The organism is Thermopirellula anaerolimosa (genome assembly GCF_054657335.1).
In genome coordinates this window covers 1574660-1595704 of the sequence record NZ_BAAHYX010000006.1, presented here as the reverse complement: position 1 = coordinate 1595704, position 21045 = coordinate 1574660, and the positions used below count along the sequence as shown (strand labels likewise).

Annotated in this window: 17 protein-coding genes and 1 pseudogene; 4 read left to right on the top strand and 14 right to left on the bottom strand. The window is 63.8% G+C overall.

Annotated elements, in window-relative coordinates:
- Positions 1-26 precede the first annotated feature (26 nt).
- Positions 27-1343 carry an ISKra4 family transposase gene (locus tag ACYQ6J_RS11795; RefSeq protein WP_460184390.1) on the top strand — a complete coding sequence of 439 codons (1317 nt, stop codon included), beginning with the start codon at positions 27-29 and terminating at the stop codon, positions 1341-1343.
- Between the two features lie 28 nt (positions 1344-1371).
- On the opposite strand, the gene ACYQ6J_RS11790 is transcribed toward ACYQ6J_RS11795, so the two are convergent.
- Positions 1372-2166, bottom strand: coding sequence for a hypothetical protein (locus ACYQ6J_RS11790; RefSeq protein ID WP_460184389.1), 795 nt, complete (start codon positions 2164-2166; stop codon positions 1372-1374).
- A gap of 622 nt (positions 2167-2788) precedes the next feature.
- Between ACYQ6J_RS11790 and csrA the strand changes: the two genes are divergently transcribed.
- From csrA to ACYQ6J_RS11775, 3 genes and pseudogenes are all read left to right on the top strand, one after another.
- Positions 2789-3013, top strand: a complete 225-nt coding sequence (gene csrA / locus ACYQ6J_RS11785) for a carbon storage regulator CsrA (RefSeq protein ID WP_460184388.1) — start codon at positions 2789-2791, stop codon at positions 3011-3013.
- A gap of 450 nt (positions 3014-3463) precedes the next feature.
- Positions 3464-4018, top strand: a pseudogene (locus ACYQ6J_RS11780) (flagellin); the annotation flags it as partial.
- Positions 4016-6610, top strand: coding sequence for a flagellin (locus ACYQ6J_RS11775; protein ID WP_460185543.1), 2595 nt, complete (start codon positions 4016-4018; stop codon positions 6608-6610). The pseudogene ACYQ6J_RS11780 and the gene ACYQ6J_RS11775, both read left to right, overlap by 3 nt.
- A gap of 124 nt (positions 6611-6734) precedes the next feature.
- On the opposite strand, the gene ACYQ6J_RS11770 is transcribed toward ACYQ6J_RS11775, so the two are convergent.
- The 13 genes from ACYQ6J_RS11770 to ACYQ6J_RS11710 all read right to left on the bottom strand — a co-directional run bounded on the left by ACYQ6J_RS11770 (position 6735) and on the right by ACYQ6J_RS11710 (position 21044).
- Complete coding sequence (locus tag ACYQ6J_RS11770) at positions 6735-6971, bottom strand: hypothetical protein (RefSeq protein WP_460184387.1); 237 nt, start codon at positions 6969-6971, stop codon at positions 6735-6737.
- 231 nt (positions 6972-7202) lie between these two features.
- The gene (locus tag ACYQ6J_RS11765) at positions 7203-8393 is read right to left on the bottom strand and encodes a glycosyltransferase family protein (RefSeq protein ID WP_460184386.1); all 1191 of its coding nucleotides are present in this window, start codon (positions 8391-8393) and stop codon (positions 7203-7205) included.
- 43 nt (positions 8394-8436) lie between these two features.
- Positions 8437-9561 (bottom strand): glycosyltransferase, encoded by a 1125-nt coding sequence (locus tag ACYQ6J_RS11760; protein WP_460184385.1) that lies wholly within the window; start codon positions 9559-9561, stop codon positions 8437-8439.
- Positions 9562-9613: 52 nt separating this feature from the next.
- Positions 9614-10609: a UbiA prenyltransferase family protein gene (locus ACYQ6J_RS11755; RefSeq protein ID WP_460184384.1), complete on the bottom strand. Its 996-nt coding sequence runs from the start codon at positions 10607-10609 to the stop codon at positions 9614-9616.
- A complete protein-coding gene (locus ACYQ6J_RS11750; protein ID WP_460184383.1) occupies positions 10602-11192 on the bottom strand; it encodes a YqeG family HAD IIIA-type phosphatase in 591 nt (196 codons plus the stop codon). Before ACYQ6J_RS11750 ends, ACYQ6J_RS11755 begins: the two co-directional genes overlap by 8 nt.
- Before the next feature lie 95 nt (positions 11193-11287).
- Positions 11288-13963: an RIFT barrel domain-containing protein gene (locus ACYQ6J_RS11745; RefSeq protein WP_460184382.1), complete on the bottom strand. Its 2676-nt coding sequence runs from the start codon at positions 13961-13963 to the stop codon at positions 11288-11290.
- On the bottom strand, positions 13956-14606 hold the full coding sequence (locus tag ACYQ6J_RS11740; RefSeq protein WP_460184381.1) for an acyltransferase: 651 nt from the start codon (positions 14604-14606) through the stop codon (positions 13956-13958). Before ACYQ6J_RS11740 ends, ACYQ6J_RS11745 begins: the two co-directional genes overlap by 8 nt.
- Positions 14603-15544 carry a glycosyltransferase family 2 protein gene (locus ACYQ6J_RS11735; RefSeq protein WP_460184380.1) on the bottom strand — a complete coding sequence of 314 codons (942 nt, stop codon included), beginning with the start codon at positions 15542-15544 and terminating at the stop codon, positions 14603-14605. Before ACYQ6J_RS11735 ends, ACYQ6J_RS11740 begins: the two co-directional genes overlap by 4 nt.
- A gap of 10 nt (positions 15545-15554) precedes the next feature.
- Positions 15555-16721, bottom strand: coding sequence for a glycosyltransferase family 4 protein (locus ACYQ6J_RS11730; protein ID WP_460184379.1), 1167 nt, complete (start codon positions 16719-16721; stop codon positions 15555-15557).
- Positions 16722-16789: 68 nt separating this feature from the next.
- Positions 16790-17749 (bottom strand): glycosyltransferase family 2 protein, encoded by a 960-nt coding sequence (locus ACYQ6J_RS11725; RefSeq protein ID WP_460184378.1) that lies wholly within the window; start codon positions 17747-17749, stop codon positions 16790-16792.
- Positions 17750-17840: 91 nt separating this feature from the next.
- Positions 17841-18701, bottom strand: coding sequence for a sulfotransferase (locus tag ACYQ6J_RS11720; RefSeq protein ID WP_460184377.1), 861 nt, complete (start codon positions 18699-18701; stop codon positions 17841-17843).
- Positions 18702-18813: 112 nt separating this feature from the next.
- Positions 18814-19743, bottom strand: coding sequence for a glycosyltransferase family 2 protein (locus tag ACYQ6J_RS11715; RefSeq protein ID WP_460184376.1), 930 nt, complete (start codon positions 19741-19743; stop codon positions 18814-18816).
- Positions 19740-21044 carry a glycosyltransferase gene (locus tag ACYQ6J_RS11710; RefSeq protein WP_460184375.1) on the bottom strand — a complete coding sequence of 435 codons (1305 nt, stop codon included), beginning with the start codon at positions 21042-21044 and terminating at the stop codon, positions 19740-19742. Before ACYQ6J_RS11710 ends, ACYQ6J_RS11715 begins: the two co-directional genes overlap by 4 nt.
- Between the last annotated feature and the right edge of the window lies 1 nt (position 21045).

The window sequence follows — 21045 nt, the reverse complement described above, 5'->3', positions numbered from 1 at the left end:
CCCCTAACACCCGGAAAGGAATCGTGATGAGGAGTGTACTCAGCGCAGAGCAGCGTCGTCAACTGCACGAGAGGTTTGACAGCGTGTTGGATGCGATGCCGGTCAAGGTGGACGACTTCGAGAAAGCGGAGCAGGTCTTGAGCGAGGGCTTCCACGGCCTGGGCAATCAAGCCTTGCAGGCGTGGGCGGATTCGGCGAACACGTCGGATGCGTTGCCGAAGTGTCCGTGTTGTGGTGAGTCCATGCGGCATCGCGGCTGCCCGCCTTGCACGGTGGCGACGACTTTCGGCGACGTGAAATGCCGGCGTCCCCGGCGGCGTTGTGATCGTTGTGAAGAGGAATGGTATCCGCACGATGCGCGGTTGCGGTTTGCCGGCCACGGCGTCAGTTGGCCGTTGGCGAAAGTGGTGGCCCGGCTCATGGCATGGGTACCGGCGGAACAAGTGCAGACGGTCTTGCGTGCGGACCACCGCGTGGAACTGAGCAAGCAAACGATCCAGCAGATCGCGCACACGGCGGGTGAGATGCTCTTGGCCCAGGAGGACGCTCAACGCCAGGCGTTCTTTGGGTTGTCACCCGCGGAGCAGGCCCAGGGGATGCCGCAGTCCACGTGCCGTGCCCCCGTGGTAGCGGTGTATGCGGATGGGGCCATGATTCACGCGGAAGGCGAGTGGCGAGAGATTCGTGTCGGTCGAGTGCGGGCCCTGGACGGGGAAAAGAACACCCTGGCGCAGAAGACGTTCGCCCGGTTTTTGTCGTTGGAGGAGTTCGGCCGGCAGTTGTTTCTGGAGGCCTATCGCACCGGCTACGGCCAAGCGTCGCAACGTGTGTTCTTGGGCGACGGCGCGCACTGGCTGTGGGAATTGGCGGCCTTCCACTTTCCCGAGGCTGTGCCCGTCTTGGATTGGTATCATTTGAGTGAGAACGTCCACCAAGCGGCCCATGACGTATTCGGTGTGGGCACGGAGGAAGCGAAGGTTTGGGCGAAGGAGCGGCTCTCAGAATTGTGGGAGGGCGGGCACCGGCAGGCGCGCGTGGCGATCGCCGCCTTGCAGAAACAGTTGCGTGCGCCGACCAAGCGGGAGGCGTTGCGGAAGCTGGGAGTGTATCTGAAGAACAATGCGGAGCGGATGGATTATCCCCGCTACCGTGCGGCAGGATTGCCGATCGGCAGCGGCCCGGTCGAGTCGGCCTGCAAGTGCCTGGTGGGGGCACGCTGCAAACAGGCCGGGATGCGCAACTGGCGTCGTCGTCGGGCGGAGGCCATCCTCCGCCTCCGCGCCGCCCTTTACGACGGCCGCTTCGACGCCCTGTGGTCTGCCCATCTCCAACAAGCCGCCTAAACTTGCCACGATCTATCAGCCGCACCCCCTAAGCCGCATCGTCTTGCAATTGCGCGACGACAATGCGTTCCAAATCGCGTAGCGAACACGGTTTCGACAGCACCGCCGTCGCGCCGGTTCGTAAGTAATGCTTCACCTCTCGTAGGCGGGGATACCCTGCCAGAAGGACGATCGGCGGTCGCGTTGTGCCGCCCGTCTTTGTTCGGCGTAGTCCAAGGCGAGGCAGACGCGGCTTACCGTCGCATTCCAGATCGATGACGACGGCGGCGGTTTGGGCCGGGATGGGGACAAGCTCCTCACCGGCGCGGCGGCGTTGCGCCGTCATTCCCCAAAGGCGTGCCGCCGCCCGCAGCCATTCGAAGACCGCGTAGTCGCGCGATATCGCCAGCAGCACGGGCGCATCCTGTTTTGCCTCGGGGTTCTTCGCATGCCGGTCCCGGGTCGGCGCAACCTGTTCGAACTCCGCCAGGATGAGGTCCTCGTCGCTCGCGGTGGGCGGCAGGCTCCACGCACGATTCCTTTCCTCCCGAAACAGCCGAATATGCTCGTCGCCCGAGGAGAGCCATTGATGCCAGTAGAATCGCAGCACGCCCGGCAGGGGTTGCCCGGACCGAACTTCGCCCTCGCACCAACTTCCCAGCAGGGACGCGAATCTGGCCAGAGGCAGTCGGGAACGCAGTCGTTCCAAATCCGCCGCCCGATGTTCGCCCGGATACCGCTGCAAGATCAACACCACATCGGGCCTGCCCGGTGCATCCGTTGCCGCGGCGAGGGTCGGACGCCGCCGCAATCGAACTCCCTCCACGCGGGATAACCGCCTCAAGCAGGGACGGAATTCCGGCCAGGACGTGTCACCGATTAAAAGAACGCGTACCATCTTCGACAAAGCCGCTGCATTCCTCCGGATAGGGCGATTTGCTTGCCGACGACCTGCCCCGATGCGCCGCGGCGAGGTCGTCGTTCCAATCGCAAGGATTGGCGAAACGCTGCGTTCCCATAGTGACCGATCCGACGGTGCGCGGCAAGGGCGACCTTCCGTTCGGGGCGGCGCGGACTGCGTCCGCCGCGGTTTGCGTTGCCGTGATCGCATGAGCACGACCGGTAGGTCGCCGTTCGTTTTCGGCTTTTTCGGTATAACCCGAGCGGAGTCAATGGGATTGGGCTTAGGGGTGGTTTTTTGCCGAAGCGATTATGGACGGCGGCGGTCCGCGGTCATCGTGTGGCGTTTTTCCGTCGGTTGGCACGCCAAGGCGTCTCGAAGCACGGGTGAACGGTCCGGCGGAAGATCTCCCGGCGCGCCGCGTGGAAGCCGGAACGGTCTCGGCGATTCGAGAAGGAGAGCCGTGCCGCCCAAAGCGTATGGAAGCGGATAACGACTCGGCCGCAACGCGACGCACCGGCCGATGATCCTCAGACCCCACAGAATCCAGGTGAAGGAGCATCCGATGCTTGTCCTATCTCGCCAACGAGACGAGAGCATCATCATCGGGGACAACATCGTCATCACGGTGGTGGATATTCGGGGCGACAAAGTTCGTCTCGGCATTCAAGCCCCCAGCGAGATCCCGGTGCACCGCAAGGAAGTGTACGAGGCGATTCAACGCGAGAAAGAAAGGAAAGCCGCGGAGGGTTCCGCGACCGATACCGCCGCCGGCGAATCGAAAAAGTGATACAACCGGCACGCTCGACAAGCGGAAATCCGCTTGTATCGAAGATACGGCCGCCGCGAACAAAAATCCTTCTTCGCGGCGGCCGGTTTCGTTTTTGTGACCTACATTTGCGTGACGAAACGCAAAATGAGAGGCATCGACCGTGACAAAGCGATGTTATCCAAATTGTCTAAACATCCCAAGATGTCAGGTCGATATCCCTCGATAGCGGTTGCCTAGGGCACGGAGTTGCGCCCGCTTGGATGCGGCAACTCGCTGCGTTCGCGTGCGGTGTTCCAAGTTCCGATTGCTTTCGTCGTATCGGGAGACGGAAACCACGGTAATTCAAAACACACGGTCGGTCGCCTTTCCTTTCCCGCATCTTGGATGGGTCGACCGACGCCCCGGCCTGGGCCGAGGCGTCCCGTGCCGGCAAATTCCCGCTTGTTCCTTGTGAAAAGGTGAAAGACCATGACCCGCATCAACACCAATGTCAGTTCTTTGACCGCGCAAAAGACTCTTGCCCGGTCGCAAGCTCAGTTGCAGGAGGCCCTGACCCGGTTGAGCACCGGTCTGCGAATCAACGTGGGTAAAGACGACCCCGCCGGTTTGATCGCCAGCGAGGCCCTGCGGGCCAACATCACGGCCACGCAGAAGGCGATCACCAATAGCGAACGCGCCAATCAGATGATCGCCACGGCGGACAGCGCCTTGGGTCAGGTCAGCTCCCTGCTGAACGACATTCGCGGGCTGGTCTCCGAGGCCGCCAACACGGGCGCACTGTCGGCCGAGCAGATTCAGGCCAATCAGTTGCAGATCGACTCCTCGCTCGAGGCCATCGACCGTATCGCCAACGTGACTCAATTCCAGGGTCAACGACTTCTCGACGGCAGCCTCGACTTCATTACTTCGGGCGTGGACAACAGCAAGATCACCAGCCTCCAGATCGATCAAGCCAACTTCGGCACCTTGAGCCAAATCGACGTCAATTTGGACGTCGTTTCGCAAGCCACCAAAGGAAGTTTGCAATATTCGTATGGGGCCATCGCAAACGACGTCGTCCTCGAAATCGCCGGAAAGAACGGCGCCGAGGCTTTCAGCTTCGCGGCGGGCAGCAAAATCGAGGATATGGCCCAGGCCATCAATCTGGTCTCCGACGCCTTAGGTGTCCGCGCCGTCGTGCAGACCGAAGCCACCGCCGGCACCATCACCACGTCCAGCTTCGGCTTGGACAACGACGTGGTGATTACCGCCAATCAGGCGGGCCAGGCCGCCGGCGACATCCGCGTGAAGTACACCAAGGGCAGTTCCGCGTCGACGACGGTTTCTTACGCTGCCGCCAGCGGCAACACCCCCGCTTTGATTAACGTTCAACTCGGCACGCGGCAATGGGTCGCGGCCTCGGGCCAGGTCGACCCCGCCGGCACCGACAACGCCATCAGCCTCACCGCCAACATCAAGGGCGAGGAATTCAACGGCGTCACGCTCAACGTGACCGACACCGGCGGCGCGATCACGCTCAGCTACGATCACGCCAACAAGGTCTTGAACATCGGCATCAATAGCGGCACGACCACGGCCAACGACCTGGTCAACGCCATCAACAACGACGCCGCGATCTCGGCCTTGTTCACCGCCGCGAACGTGGGCGAGTCCGACGGGTCCGGCACCCTGAACCATGCCGATGCGGCCTGGGCCGGCTTCACCACCTCCGGCGGCGTCACCGGCGGCGACGTGATCGCCACCGCCAACGACGTGGTCGCGGCCATCAATTCCTCGGCCGCCTCCGCCGTGGTCACCGCCTCGCTGGCCGCCGGCAACAACGGCTACGGCGTGGTCGGCGATTTCCAGGAATACGCCTACTACGGCACCGCCGAGGCCAACAATCGCCTCCAATTCCTCGGTCCGCAAGGCTCGCGCAACATCCGCTTCGTCTCCACGCCGGGCGAGGCCTTGAGCGTCGATCTGGCCACCGATCCGCAGGTCACCGGGTTCGCCTCGGCCCTGGTGCAGGGCGTCAACGCCAACAGCACGTTCCAGATCACCTCCCGCTTCAAGGGAGAGGATTACGACGGCGTCAACATCGTTTTCAACGACAGCACGGACAACACCGTGGTCTGGGACGCCGAAGGGAAGACCCTCACGTTCAACGTGAACATCACGGGCGGCGTGACGGCGGCGCAGGTGGTGAACCTGCTCAATAACGACAGCTACGCCGGCAAGTTCTTCCGCGCCGAGCACTTCGGCACCAGCGACGGGACGGGCACCATCGCCGCCTCGATGACCGGCACCCTGGCCACCACCTCGGGCGGCGTGGTCAGCGAGGGCACGATCCTGGTGCACTTGGCCACCACCGCCGACGGGGTGGTCACGACCACGGCCCAGGATCTGATCAATTACTTCAACGACCCGGCCAACGCGGCGGCCCTGGCCCCCTTGGGCATCAGCGTGAGCAACGCCGAGGGGAGCGACGGCACCGGCCTGTTGGCGCCCACGACGAGCGATCTGGCCTTTGCCACGGCGGGGACGCAACTGCAAGACGCGCAGGCCTCCGGCACGACCTACGCCGTGAACGGCACCAACGCGCGGGTGAAGCTGACGGCGGTGCAACCCGGCGCCGACTACAACGGCGTGCGGTTGGTCTTCGAGGACACGGCCACGGCCGGTTCCGAGACGGTGACCTGGGATGCCGCCACGAAGACCCTGACGGTGGGCATCCAGTCGGGCGTGAGCACGGCCAACCAGGTGATCACGGCCATCAACAACGACGCCGTGGCCTCGGCCTTGTTCACGGCGGACGTAGGCACCGGCGGTACCGGCGCCGCGGCGGTGACGATCTCCGACTACGCCGAACTCTCCGGCGGCGTCGTGGACGCCGGCAGCCAGTGGGGCGCCGCCCTGCTGGGCAACAGCGACGAGACCAACACCGGCCTGACCATCGAAGCCACCGAGTACGGGAGCGACGCCTTCGTGTCGGTCAAGGCTCTCAGCGGCAACTTCGCGATGAAGAACTCCGCGGGGGCGACGGCGGACCGTGCCGCCGGTTCCGATGCCCGAATCCGCGTCAACGGTTACGAAGCCGTGACTCGCGGTTTGACGGCCTCCATCAATACCGCTTCGGTGGACCTGACCTTCAGTCTCGCCAGTACCGTGGCGGCGGGCACGCGGATGACGTTTTCCATCGTCGGCGGCGGAGCCCAATTCCAACTGGGGCCGAACGTCGTCTCCAACCAACAGGCCCGAATCGGCATCCGCAGCGTCAATACCGCCAAGTTGGGCGGTTCCTCCGGACGCCTGCAAGAGTTGCGTTCGGGAGGCAGCAAGTCGCTGACCAACGACGTGATCGGCGCGGCGGCGGTGGTGGATGAGGTGATCTCGTTGGTCACCAATCTCCGCGGGCGACTGGGCGCCTTCCAGCGTACGACGCTCGAGACCAACATCAAGGCCTTGAACGACACGCTGGAAAACCTGACCGCGGCGGAAAGCAACATTCGCGACGCCGACTTCGCGGCCGAGAGCGCCAAGCTGACGCGTGCTCAAATCCTCGTGCAGTCCGGCACGTCGGTGTTGAGCATCGCCAATCAGAATCCGCAGGCCGTCCTCGCGTTGCTGCGGTAGGCCTGAAAGGCTCGGCCCCAAAGGTCGAGCCGCGCGTCACAAGGACAAGCCCGCCGGCCTTTCCCTCACGGAGAGGCCGGCGTTGTTTTGGTTCGCCGTGTGACGCCGCCGCCGGTGTGAGCGGTCATTCCTGAAGGCCGGACACCTGCCGGAATAGCACCCAGCGACGGGTGCGCCGGACCTCGACAGGCTCCACGTAAGCCCCATGCGGTCCCCAGGGTTCGTGCGGTGTGCGAAAGAACCGCCGGATGATGTCGGCCTCGGTCTCCGCGTCGGGGCACTCCTCCGCGGAAACCAACCGCCATTCCACTTGTCGATGATCCAAGACGGGATCGAGAATACGCGTGCCGGATCGCCTCATGCGCTCATCCTTTCATTCTGCGTCAGGTGGGATTCGATCACCGACGGAATCATCCGCCGCGTCGGATACCCACATGCGAAGCGCATGCCAATCCGGCGTCCGGCAATCGTGAAACGAGAAAAACCGGCTGAAAACAGCGAGGCGCGGATTTATCGGGTCGATGGTTTGGGCCTTGCCGTAGCCCCATGCCGTCGCCCGCGGCGCCGCCCGTGGCGAAAAGGCAACACCCGCTCAGTCCGGCGATAGGCCGTCGAAAAGAATGCGATCGAACACGGCGGCCTTTTGTTCCCAGCCTTCCTCGCGAATCCGTCGCCGTGCCGTTTCCTGGGCGGTTGGCAGGCCGGTCTCGATCCTCAGTCGCACGGCTTTCACGAACTCGTCGGGCGAATCCGCCAGGTCCAGAGCGTCGCTCCACGCGCGATTGGCGGGAAGGTCGCGCACCACTACCGGTCGTCGCGTCGCAAGGTACTCCTTGAGCTTCAAAGGCTGCGATTCCTCCAGCCCCGGACCATTTTTGTACGGCATGATAAGGACGGTCGATAGCTCGGCCAGGAGCGGCAGCAATTCCGGCGAAACCGGTCCGACGGTTTTTACCCGGGGCAATCGTAGGATGCGGGCCGGGCAGTCGGTCACGGGGCCGACCAAGATGGTGACGGCTTCGGTGTCTTGACTTAGGGCCGACAGAATGCCTGTGTCCATTTGCCAATTGATCGAGCCCCAAAAGACGAACCGGGGCGGCGCAAGCGGGGCGAACAGCGATTGTGCCCGTTCCCAAAGTTCGCGCGGAGCCTTGGCGGCGTTTTGCCACGCCCGCCAATCCACGCCGTGCGTCAGCAGCACGGCGTCTCGACCGCAGGACGCGGCACCCTCTCGCAGACGCTCGCTCGCGGCCACGATCCGGTCCGCGGCCGAAATCAATCGGCTTTCCATCTCGGCCATGACGCGACCGTCCATCTCGGGCCAATGGCGGAAATCATCGACCCGGTAGTACACCCAACGATCCACGGGCAACAAACCCATCAGGTCCGCCACGATGGGAATCGTCGTGACCGCGGTTCGCGGTCGGGGCAGGGCGGCGATGAGAGGCTCCAATTGGCGGGTCAACAGTCGCCGATTCCACGCGCGCTCCCACCGGCGGGAGAAACTCGGCCACATCAGGGGTCGGGCCACCGTGGGTTGCGAGACATCCGGATTGTTAGCCGAGGTTCGATCCCGCCCCAGCCATTGCCGCAGCTTCTCCCAACCGCGTCGCATGGTCGTCCGGTCCAGTCTAGGCCGCCGCATGCCGATGGTATTGACCCAAAGCACGTTGCGCCGCGCCATCAAGAATCGCACGAGATGCTGGCAACTGGAGGGATGCCGACCCCAGTCGTCGGCGAAGACGATCAAGGAACCCTGCTTTGGGACGACGTGGTCGCTCACGGCGAGCCTTTCGCGGCAAAAGCACCTTTCCGCCGCCGGGGTGCTACGGCGAGATGATCTCCTCCAAGAGTCGGCGGTATTCGGCGTGCATCCGGGATTCGCTGAACCGATCTTCCGCAAGTCGCCTCCCCGTCGCTCCCCAATCTTCGGCCTTGCGGCGGTCGGCCATTAGGAGCTTGACCGCATTGGCGACGGCGCGAGGATCGCCCGGCGAGACCAACAGACCGGTTTCGCCCTCGCGGACCAATTCCGGCAGTCCGCCCACCCGGGTAGCCGCGACCGGCAAACCCGCCGCCATGGCCTCCAAGACCGTTACCGGTATCCCCTCGCTGATGCTGGTGAGCACGAAGGCGTCGGCGGCGGAGAGCAACTCGGGGATGTCTCGGCGCTCGCCTAAGAGGTGAACGCGGTCTTGCAAGTCCAATCGGGTAATCTCGCCCTCCACGGTCGATCTTTCCGGACCGTCCCCGACGAAAAACCATCGCAGGTTTTCGGTCCGCAACGAAGCGGCCGCGCGGACCGCCGTCCGGTGATCTTTGAGGGGATCCAGCCTCGCCACCTGCAGGACCGCGAAGTCGCTTTCGCAGAGTCCCCACTCCGCGCGGATGCGGCGTCGCGCGTCTTCGTTTCGCCGAAAACGCTCGACGGCGATTCCGTTGTAAATGACGCGGATCTTTCGGCCGGGAATACCTTCATTACGAATCAAGGCCTCTCGCACGGATCGACCGACCGCCACCACCCGGTCGCGCCGTCCGAGCATGATGCGATGGAAAATCCTGCGGGCCAAGCTGGGACGATCGGGATGGAATCGCCCGTGTTCGACGAACACCAAGGGCGGGCGACGCCGAAGGCCGCGAGCCCAGGCGGCATAGAAAAACGGCGTGAACTGATGGGCGATCACGGCGGCCGGGCGCTCGGCACGCTGAAGTCGCCGCATCAGTCGGGCGCATCCGCGGTCCAAACCCGGTCGTCGCCCCAGCACGTGTACGTGCAATCCTACCGAAGCGACGCGATCCTCCAGGGGACCGCTTTCGTCGAGGCACAGCATCCGAGTCGAATATTGGGGCAGCAATCCGGCGGCCAATCGGGCGGCCAAAACTTCCGCCCCGCCCACCGCCAAACTGTGCACGACTTGGTGGATCGGCAGGGAGTCGAGGCGTCCGGCCATGGGAGTCCCTTGCGATACTGCCTCGGGCTTGCCGGTATTCAACAACGGGGACTCACAATTGCCAAATCGACGGGACACCCGAGGCGTCGACGTTGATCAACGACCGAAGCCACGGCCACTCTACGAACATCAAAACCGTGAACACGACCAAGCACACCGCCAGGTAGGCCATCAACCAGCGTTCGCGATATAATCGCTCGGGTTGCTGTGCGGCGCTGCCGGGAGCCAAGGTAAGGCGGAGATAGGCGGCAAAAACCCCCGCCACAAGCGGAACGGCCAAGATCAACTCCACGTGATAGCGGACGATGAACACGCCCAAGAGCAGGGAGGCGGCCGAGGCATAGAAGAACATCTGAATCAACAGATCATTCTCGCGGTACCTTCCCAGCGAAGGGCGATAGCGGCCCGCCGTCTCGCCGGGACCCAGGCTTCGCTTTTCGGCCAGGCGTTTGGCGGCCATGAAGAAGGCGCCGGCCATCCAATAGGCTAGGATCAACGAGAGCGGCGGCACACGATCCGGCATCACGGTGAACCAACCGAGGAAAAGCCGCAGCGGATTGTTGACCGATTCGGTCAGCACGTCGATGTAGGGCCAATCTTTGGTGCGGACGGGGCGGACGTTGTACAGCACGCCCATCCACCACAAGGCCCAGGCTGAGGCCGTGAAGGGCCGGTTGATCGTCATCGCCAAACATAACCCCGCCGCGGCCAGAACCGTCCAGAGCACCGCGGCCGACCAGGCAGGCAAACGACCGGCGGCCAAGGGACGCCCCCTCTTTTCCGGATGGTACCGGTCGGATTCCAGATCGCACCATTCGTTGAGGGCGTAGTTCGAGGAGGCGATCAAACACACGGCGGCGAAGCCGAGGACGACCTGCAACCAGGCATCCAGGCCGGTCGGCCATTCTCCCGTAGTCTGCCGGCGATAAAACACGGCCAACAGGACTCCCAAGAGCATGAAACCGTTCTTGAACCAGTACTCGGGCCGTGCGAGTCGCAGCACATCCAGCCAAAGGGGGCCGCGGTGAGGAACGGCGGCTTTAGTCATGCCGTTTCTCCGGCGAAGGGCCGTCCTGAACACGCGCCGCTTCCGAACGGGGAATCGCGCCCAACCGCGCAAGGAACCACCGCTCCAGGCCGCGCTTCCAGCGAGTGGGGAACGGTTCTTGCTCCGGGGCGAGTGGAACGATCAAGACGGTGCGAATCCCTGCCCAATAGCCGGCCCAAACGTCGGCAAAAAGCTGATCGCCCACCATGGCGACGGCGGACGGTTCCAAGTTGAGCAGGCGAACGCCTTCACGGCAGCGCCAGGGAAAGGGCTTCCACGCCCTAGCCAGAAACGGCACGCCCAGTTCCCCAGCGGTGATCGACACCCGATTTCGCCCGCCGTTGGAAACGATGCACAGACGAATTCCCGCCGCTTGAAGGCTGCGAATCCATGCCGCCACCTCGGGCGCAACCGTCGCTTGACGATAGGGTTTGAGCGTGGAGTCGAGGTCCACCAATAGCCCTGCCAATCCTTGGGATTGCAGCCATTGGGGAGACAAATCGCTGATTCGCGAGAAATAATACGTCGGACGCAACCACCGCGCGACACCCCGCGGCGGCACTTCGTCGGCGTTCGGCTTCATGCACACCTATCCGTTTTCGATCATCCTTCCAATCGGCGGCTTGTATCTTTGGCGAGTTTTCCCGCCGCAGCTTCTCTCGAATGACTCCGAACCATTCAGTTTCGCCACCTTCGAAGCAGATTCAAGAGGCGGATCAGGTTCGGCGGGTAGCATGCTCGCATTAGGACGGGAACGAGAACGCCGGGCTTGCGGAGCGCTCGCTTGACGCGGGTCCTTTGCGGGAGGAAAGGCTCGGGCGGCGGCGAATCGTGCTCTTCGGCACGCGGAAGCGGAAGCGGCGGCGCCGACCGGTGGCAAGCCCCTCGCAAGGCCGCCGTCAAAACCACGGCGAGCGTTCGCGCATTGATCGGATGCTCAAAAGCGAGCAAATCCCGCCACGCCTGCGCGGTCCACGCCTCCGCCCGCTCTCGGAGTCGTCCTCGCAGGTCCTTCTCCGCCAGTCGCGAGGCCGCCCAGAGCACGTTGGCCTGCCGCAGCGATTGCGCGGCCCAAACCTCGGTCGGATACTCCAATTCATCGCGCCGATCGAGAAACGGACGTTCGTGCTCCAGCATCCAGCGCGCGTAATGCAACAGCGATCGGGCGACGTAGGCGTATGCGTCGTCGTGCAGGTTCCAAGCGTCTTTGAGTTGCAGGTATCGGGCGGTGATTTCGAAGTACATGGCGTACGACCAGCGCCGTTCGGCGTCGTGCAAGCGACGCGTGCGGATGTCATCGGCGGGATGCACGGTGCGGCGCAGCAGACGTTCGGCGAAATCGAGATACCGAGACTCGCCGGAGACCAGCCAACCGTCAAGCAGGGCGTTGATGCTGTTGGCGGCGGCGCGTCCCGGACCGTGATAGTCGGCTTCGCTGGTGGCAGTGGCCGCGCCCGTCGGACCGGCGTCGATCAAGAAGAACGGCGTTCGTCCGCCGTCCTCCATGGCGATGACCCAATCGGCGAGGGAAAGCACGGTTTCCCGCGCGTCGTCGTCGCCGAAGAGAAAGTGGTACATCAACAGGCCGGTCGTGTAATTGTGCTCGGAACTGGGCCCGCCGCCGTAGCCCGGGCGGTCCGCGTTCTTCCGCGAAAACGCGCGGTGCGTGCACGTGTGCGCCGTGCGGTAATGATCGGTGAGCCAAAACAACCCACCGTTGAAGGGCGCACGATCTCGACTCGTGTGATAGACGTCGATGTCGATCACGTGCCGTGCCAAGGGATGAAGGATCGCGTCCCATTCGACCGATCGACCGCATAGTCCCTGGAGGATTGTGCCCAACAGCAGATCGAACTGGTTGTTGTAGTGCGAGACGTGGGGCGCTTGGCCGTGATAATAGCGGGCTTCGTGATCGGCATAGACGTCGCCGAAATGCCGCCACCCGTACTCGTCCGCTTTCTCGCGATTTGGCAGCAGGCCGCTTTCGCCTCGCAATCCCGCCCGCGCGAAATCCGCGACAGGCAATTCCGCATAAACCGCGGGGGGCACCAAAACATCCGCGATTTCCACGGCGCGGCTGGGTTCCCAGTCGCATATCGCTTGCAACGGATGCGGCAGCGTATCCGTGGATTGGAGGGTCCTCCGATCACCTGCTTGCGAGTCGGCAACGTCCGAATCCCAACGCAAGCACACCGTTGTCGTGACTTGCTCGCCGCCTTGAAGTTCGTGGCGGTCGCCCCATTCCTCGGGCAGAATGCCTACGGCGAGTTCCCGGGCGGAAAGACGCAGGGCCTTGGGAAAACGCTGCCAGAACTCGGGCACCGCCGCCAACCACCAACCGTCCCGGGTTCGCAAACCGACGATCGGTTCCGCCCGAAGACCTTCCCAAGTGCCGTGCGGCGTGCTGAGGCGAAAGCCTCGAAAACTGCACGGAATTCGGCCTTGTGCGTTGACGTGGTTATAGCTCCGCCAATTCTCGCCGCCGCTGGAATCTTGATAAATCAGGACGTCGGGGTGGTTTCCGTTTGGCGCACCGCCGGGGTTCACGCTTGCGGGGAATTCTCCGGCAAGCACGCGCAAGATGCCTCCGTCTCGAACTCGGCATACCCAAGCCCGTGCCGGTTCCGCAGGGCGAATGCGGAGGGTGAAATCCTTCAGCAGAACGGACCCGGGATCGCCGAGATCCCAGCAACCGCCGCGATGCCGTGCCCGGCCTTGATTGCGCAGCGTCAAGCGAACCCGCATCAAATCCGCGGTCGGGAAGAACTCCCAAGCCATCCGCCAAACCAGGTTGCGGCCAACACGCGACGGTCGCAGACGAAACGGCGCGGTGCAACGCCCTTCCCACCGCTCCATTTGCACGACCGGACCGTCAAGACGTTCGATTCGCACGGCCTTCGCCGGTCGCAACGGTCGTCCCGTGTCGTCTTGAAGGTCCCACGTGAAGAACACCGCTTGCGAGAGTGGCGCCTGATCGGGGGGGCGAAAATTCCACCCGCCGCGGACATCCCATTCCAGCGATCCGCGACGGTCGGCGATTCCCGTTCCCGCCGAAGGCTCCGCTTGACCGCCTTCGCTCAGGCGACAAATCCAATTTCCCTCTTTGCCGATGGGCGATTCGCGAGGAAGGACGGCATCAATCAGGATCCACCGGGCCGAGACGTCGGGCCACCGCGCGGTGACCCGCACTTGCGCCGCCGCCTCGCGTCCATCGGGCGAAATCAGCTTCGCGACGGGCCGTCGCATCGCGGCTTGCGGCAAAGGCACGCCGAAGCGTACCGGTTCCGCGACCTCTAAACGATCCGGCCCATCCGCGTTGGAAGGCCGCACGAATTGTACGGCGACCTCAAGCATCCGGTCCGGCGCCCTCTCTTGCGAACCCCATGGTCCCAGCGTCCGGCGAAGAATCCTCCGCGACGGTCCGAAGGACCCGGGCGGGAACGCCGACTGCGACGCTTCCCGCCGGAATCGGATGAAGCACCACGGAACCGGCGCCGATCACGCTATCCTTGCCCACGGAGGCCATGACGACCGAGCGTTCGCCGATCCAAGCGTTTTCACCGATCACGACGCGTTCGCGAACATGGTCCCCGCTCTTGCGGTCGCCGCCGGTGGGATCCAGGGGGTGCTGGCGCCGTCCGCTGGGGATGGAAACGCCGGACGCGATGAGCGCGTTGCGACCCACCGTTACGTCGCCCAAAACGCAGTAGGCGCCGATGTACGCTCCGTCGTCGATTTCGGCGGTGTCGCGTGAAAAGATCGTGCCGAACCCGATTTCGCCGTCGCGACCGCAGCGAGCCAACGTCCAGCGATAAAAGGCCCAGCGAAGGTAGCAACCGCACACCCCCGGCAAGAGCGCAAAGGCTTGCGACCAACCGGCGAAAGCGCGTTGCCGCCCGACGATGAGGCCGCCCAGGCGACATGCCGCCGCGCAAGGTGCCACGATCACGCAGGCCGTTCCCCGCAGCAGTCGTTTGCAGATGCGTCCCACGCTCATTGCCGCATCCCCTTCAGGCGATAGTGAATGCGACGGATGCCGTCCACGCCGCTTCCGGGCAGAAACGTGACTGCCCAGAGCGCAAGGGAGCGGAGGCGAATCCGCCAGCGGAGCGAACGGCGAAAGGCCGCCCGTGCCGCGGCGGCGTCGTGATCATCCAGATCGAAAGAGCCTAGCAGGTCGTACAGCTCCGCCATCCGTTTCCTGATCGCGCGGCGTGTGGATGCCGGTTCGCCGCGCAGCACCCGCTCCAGCATGGCCGTCTGTTCCCGCAACATGCCGCGGCGGTCGTTCGTGCCTTGCGCCGAATGGATGCGAAAGACGGTCATCGGTTCGGCGATATAGGCGAACTCGCAAACCGCGGCGAACCGCAACCAAAGATCGTAGTCTTGCACCGTATTGCCGCGAATCTTCAAGCTGCACAGACCTGTTTGGGCGAAGAGCGCCCGTCGCACCATGACGCTGGAATTGCAAATGGCGTTTCCCAGCAGCAATCGCTCGCGGCAATGACCCACCAGTTCGGCCGGGTCGGCGGTTTCGTCCGGCGAAGCGCGCCAAGTGCCGTCCTGGTCGGCGAAATATCGTGCCGCGGTGTGCACCAAGCCGACGTCCGGTCGGGCGAAACATGCCGCCTGCCGCTCCACTTTCTCCGCTTCCCACCAATCGTCTTGATCCAGAAAACAAACGTATTCGCCCCGCGATTCCAATACTCCGCGATTCCGGGCCACGCCGACGCTGTGATTGGGCTGACGAATCAATCGCGTCTCGGGCGCCGTGCGACGAATAACCTCGCACGAATCGTCCGAAGATCCGTCGTCCACCGCCACAATCTCGATCGGACGATAGGTTTGAGCCAAAACGCTGTTCAGAGTGTGTTCCAGGAATCGGCCGCCGTTATAGACGGGAATGACCACACTGACCAAAGGGCGCAGCGTCATGAAATCCGCCTCAACTCGCCCCTGGGTTCGATGGACATGCTTCCCAACACTCGGCCCAGACCGCGTGGACCGCCTGAACGTAGCGATCCGCCGAAAAATGCTCGAACGCCCACCGCTGTGCGGCTTGGCCCATGCGTTGCCGGACATCGCGACGATCGGCCAGCAAAGCCAGTGCTTCGGCCAAGGCGGCGTCATCGCCGGGGGGAATCAGCAATCCGGTCTCGCCCTCGCGAACGACCTCGGCGGGGCCTTCGGCGCGGGTGGCGATGACCGGTTTCCCGAAGGCCGCCGCCTCTAGCAACACCAGCCCGAACGATTCCTGCCGCGAGGTGAGCGTCAACACGTCGCAGGCGGCGAGCCAAGGGCGGACGTCCGCTTGGAACTCGCAAATCCGCCCGTGATTGCCCAAGGCGTCGGCCACTTGGGACAGCAAAGGCCCCTCTCCCAAAAAGATCGGCACGACGTTTGGGAGATCGCTTCGGTCCGCGAGTCGCGCCGCCGCGCGGACGAGCAGCAGCGGATCCTTGCGCGGTGAAAAACGACCCAACCACAGGACCATGACGTCTTCCGGCGTCAAGCCGAGGCGGGAACGAAGCGCGGCAGCCTGTTCGCGCACCCGAGGGCAAGCGGCGTCATCGGCACCGAAACGCAAAGGGTTGTGGATCACGCGGGTTTTGGCCGATTCGATATAAGCCTCGCACACCCGACGTGCCGCATGGGATTCGAAGATGAGGCGTCGTGACCAGCGACTGAGCCTCCTCGCCGCGGAGGGAAAGGATGTCAGACGTGTGGGCCAAAAGGCCGGGTCCAGGATTTCGTGGACATGCCAAATGTGAGGTACCCCGGCCAAACGCGCCGCCAAGGCCGGTTCGAAGATCACTGCGGAGTTGGTGTACACCAAATCGAAATCGCCGCGCCGAATCAGGGCGGCGTACCGCAGCACGCGGAGCCAACCCTTGCCCCACAAGTTCCGCCGATACCACCCGGAAGGCTCGTAGCCCAGCCACCACGCCCAGGGTTCAACCGCCGCGGACCAACCCGACCGGCGGCAGCGATCGACCATGGGACCGTCGCAGGCGAAACGGACATCCAATTCGTAAACGGCGGGATCCGTTCCCGACAAGAGCACGTCCAGGCACAGTTCCGCGCCGCCTTGACAGCCCGAATGGGCCGCCACCAACACACGTCGCCGGCGTGCATTGCCGCCGCGTTCACGGTTCGCTCGATTGCTCCGCGCGATGCCCGTCACCGTTCAGCAGGGTCCGCCGATGGCCTGCGCCGCCCCGAGACGTGGGACCGCAGTCGATCCCATGCGTCCTTGATCCGATATACGACCGGCGGCCAGATGCGCTCGCGACAAACGGCGTTTGCCGGTTCCGGCAGTTGCTCGCCGCATTCCGTGAAAAAACGGCGAAGACTCCGGTATTTCGGCCAGTCGCGGGCAAATCGCGCCTCCACGGCACAGCGGGCCATCAGCGTCAAGAAGCCCTCACGGATTTCTCGGCGGTCGGATTGCGGCCAACCGTCCGTGCGTTCCAGATAGGCACGCAAGGCCCGATAGCGGCGAACCAGCATGTCGGCGGCGTTACTCTGTCCCCCGCCGTGCACGCGATAGCCGATCAGTTCCTCCGGCACCAGGGCGATCCGCGCCACGCGGGTCAGTTCCAAAAAGTAGATGAGGTCTTCGCCGTCTTGCGTCCAGTCGGGAAACCGCAGAGGCAGTTCTCGTCGCACCAAGATGCTGGATATGCGGAAAGGATTGTCCGCCGCGACGTGTCCCGCCCGATATCGCTCCGTCGCATCGACGATCGAGACGTCCACGCGACCGTTTTGTCGTCCGAAGTAGTACCAATTCGTATGGATGCAATCGACCGCCGGGTCGGAGCGCACCGCCGCCAACTGCTTCGTCAATTTGTCGGGATGCCACAGGTCGTCGGCGTCGAGAAATGCGATCCAATCGCCGTGAGCGGCCTCGATTCCGCGGTTGCGAGCGACCGACTCGCCGCGATTCTCTTGCCGCAGTACGCGGACGGTCGGGCCGAACCTCTCCGCCACTACGGCCGAATCATCGGTCGAACCGTCGTCCACCACGATGATTTCCTCGGGTGGACGCGTCTGACTGAGGACCGACCGTAACGTCTCGGGCAAGTATCGCGCGGCGTTCCAGGCGGGGATCACGACGCTGACCGTAGGCCCGTCCGTCATCCGCTCCGTCCGTTTCCTTTGCTGGAGAGGGACCGTGCGTGACAATTTCGACCGGCGCGGTCTGCGGGGTTCGGCATCCGCGATGATCGCCTCATGACCAACAATAGCCCAGGGCTTCGAACTCTCGACCGGCAATACGACGGAATTGAAACCGGTTCCACCACGACCAATCGCGCCATCGCCCGACGGGACGGAAGTCGGCCGGTTTTTCCACGGGTTGCCAGTGCAGTTCCTTGCGTCCGCCCCGCAAGACCGAGGAACCTCGAACGGGTAGGCGGTCCAGGGCGTCCCAATCGAACTCTCCTGCGGTAATTCCCACGTGACCCAGCACGCGCTCCATGGCATCGCGGCCCGCCAGCAAATCTTCGTACCGTACCACCAGCACTTGTGCTCGGCGTTCGCGGGGCAACTCCTCGGCGAATCGCAACACCGTCCGGGCTTTCTCGGCGAAGGCGTGCATCCAGTACGTGCGCGGGTGGTGCGGCCAAGATCGGTGCGACGATTCGACCACGTCTCGACCGTCGCGGAGCATCACGATCAGAATCGCCTCGGGGAATAGATCGAAGAACAGGTCCAGCCCCCAGGGGTCGGGCGTTTTGGTCAGCAAGCGACGTCCCGGTTCGATATAACGGTTCAAAAAGCCCAGCAATCCGTCGCCCAATGCCCGCAGCATCGCCCGGCGACATTCGGTGTATTCTTCCGGACGGTCGGCGAAGCGTTTTTGATACTGCTCGGAAGTCGTGCGATCGACGTACCGGCGGAGCAAGTGGGCGTACTGAAGGAGGTAATCCTCGGCCAACGGCAGCGGGGCCTGAAACCGCGGGTGAGTGCGCAGGGCGTCGAATAGAAAATTGCTGCCGCAGCGTCGATGGATGCCGATCAAGAAGACCGGTCGATCCGCTCGATCACGAACGTCATCGGGCGCCGGGCATTCCAACTGTTGAATCGTCAAGGTCGTAAACTCCCGTGCATCGGCCTTTCCCGCTCATCTTCGGTTTTGAGGTCGGCCCAAGATGACGGGCAAAAGGTTCGCGTGATGTCGGCGGATGGTCGTAATCGGGCGATCATCGCGTTTTCGATGGCGACCGCAGTGCTGCCTTGCGCCGCCCGGCCATCCAACCGCGGAACAAGGCCTCTTCGCGTGCCGCTGCGAAGCGTACGGCGGGATCGCGCGAGCAGGCGACCCGCCACTTGGCACACCACCGCCGCAACCATTCTCGCCACATCCAGCGGGGACAGCCCAACACCAGTCGTTCCGCAGGCTCGCCTTCTCGACACTGCAAAAGCCCCTCGCTGACGCCGATCCGATAGGCTCGGCGGAGCGCCCAGCGGGGCGTGCATCGTTCACGGGGAACCCAATGGCGGACCAAGGCCTGCGGCAGATATTGCGGGACATAGCGGGCCGCTCGCAACCGCCGCTGAATCTCCGTTTCCCCGCCCACCGTGCCCGTCCCCGGTCCAAACTCATCGGAGAATCCGCCCACCTTTTGGAGGGCCGAGGAGAACGCCGCCCAATTGGCTCCGAGGAAACCCACCTCTTCGAGAGATTCGCCGCGATCCGGGTTCCATCGCCATCCGCGGGCGGATCGGGGTAAATACGGCAGCAACCACGAGGGGGGCGATTCCTCGAATTCCGGTTCCATCGGTCCGCCGAAGTAGCGGTTTTCCTCGGCATCGGCCGCTTGCCAATAGGACTCGACGGCCCGGCGCTCCACGGTCACGTCGTCATCGAGAAACCAGATGAGGCCCCTTGGCGTGGCGTCGATCACGGCGTTCAGCGCCGCGCAGCGATTGGGCCGCGGAAGATAGAGGTATTCCAGCTTGCAAGGCACGGTCGCTGATCGGACGACCTCCTCCGCTCCCAATCGACCGCCGTTTTCGGCGACCACGATGCGGCAGGTCTCGGCGGCGGGTACGGCTTGGGCCAGATTCTCCAGCGTGCGCCGTAGTAGCTCGGGCCGACCGTGCGTCGCAATGGCGATCGTCAACCTCACGACCGGACCTCGCAGGGTTCCGCGGTTACTCGCTTCCAGGCGGGATGGTCGGGCGGATACAGCGGTGATTCGGCGGGCGGCGATTTCCCGGCTTGAATCGCCCGGTATGTTTCCCGCACAATCTCGCCAATACGCCGACGATCGCATCGTTCCGCGACCAGACGGCGATTGACCTCCGCCGCGGTGTCGACCAACTCGTCGTCCATCAATGCCCGGCGGATCGCGGCGGCAACGGGGTGAGGGTCTTCCGGCGGCAAGAGCATCCCGGTGCGTTCCGGTTCGATCCAATCCTCCCCCGCCCCCGTGTTCGATTGGATGGGAAAGGATCCCATCAACATAGCTTCGAGCATGGATATGGCGATGGAATCGCTGATGTTCAGCCCGATCGAAATCCGCGCTTGACCGTGCGCGCGGAGCATTTCCAAGTGCGGCGTCCGCGGAGGCAGCAAATCGACGGGCACGCCGGTATCCTGCGAAAACAATCGGGCGGCGACGCGGACCGCCTCGGGGTCTCGTCCGCCCGTGTAGATGACGACGCGGTATCCGCCCTTTCTCAGCAGTTCGGCGCACAACCGCAGGGCGTACAGTCCGACGAGTGCCCGACCCGCCCAATCTTGATAACCTTTGAGCACCACGACCCGCCGTCGCGACGGTGGGATCTTGCTTTGTGCCTCGGTCACCTCGTCGAGATCGAAACCGCCGCAAACGGGTACGATGGGAAGCGCGATTCCGCGTAGGCCGAGACCTTCCGCCAATCGCAAATCCCGCAAGCATTCGCACCAATAGTAATCGCAATGCGTCACCGCCGCGCGAACGTACTCGGCGTATTCCGGCATTCGCCCGAACAGAAAGATATCGCTTCCCCAATTGCTGATGACCCACTTGGGAAAAGGCCGGCGACAGTGCTTGCGAGCCTGCCAGGTCAACTTTCCCGCGTGGTGGATCGTCAGCGAATGCACGAGGTCGGGCTTCAGGCGGTCGATCAGTCGTGCCAGGCGACGCGCGGCGTCGGTGAAGTCGGGACTACTGCGCGCGGCTAACGCGGCCGCGCGGTAGCGTCCCCAAGGCAGCGGCCAATTCCAGCCCCAAGCGGAAAAGAAACGATCTTTCACGCGAACTCGTTTCGGGCGGGGGCGCGTCGCCGGATCGTCGACGTCATGCAGCGTCAAACGCGGCATCTCTTCCCGAACGTGGAACAATTCCGTGGGAAACAGATGCACGTCCCAGTCTTCGGTGGGCAACTGTTCGATCCAGCGGGCGGTATGGACGCTGCCGGGCAAGCCGACAAACAGAATGCGCATC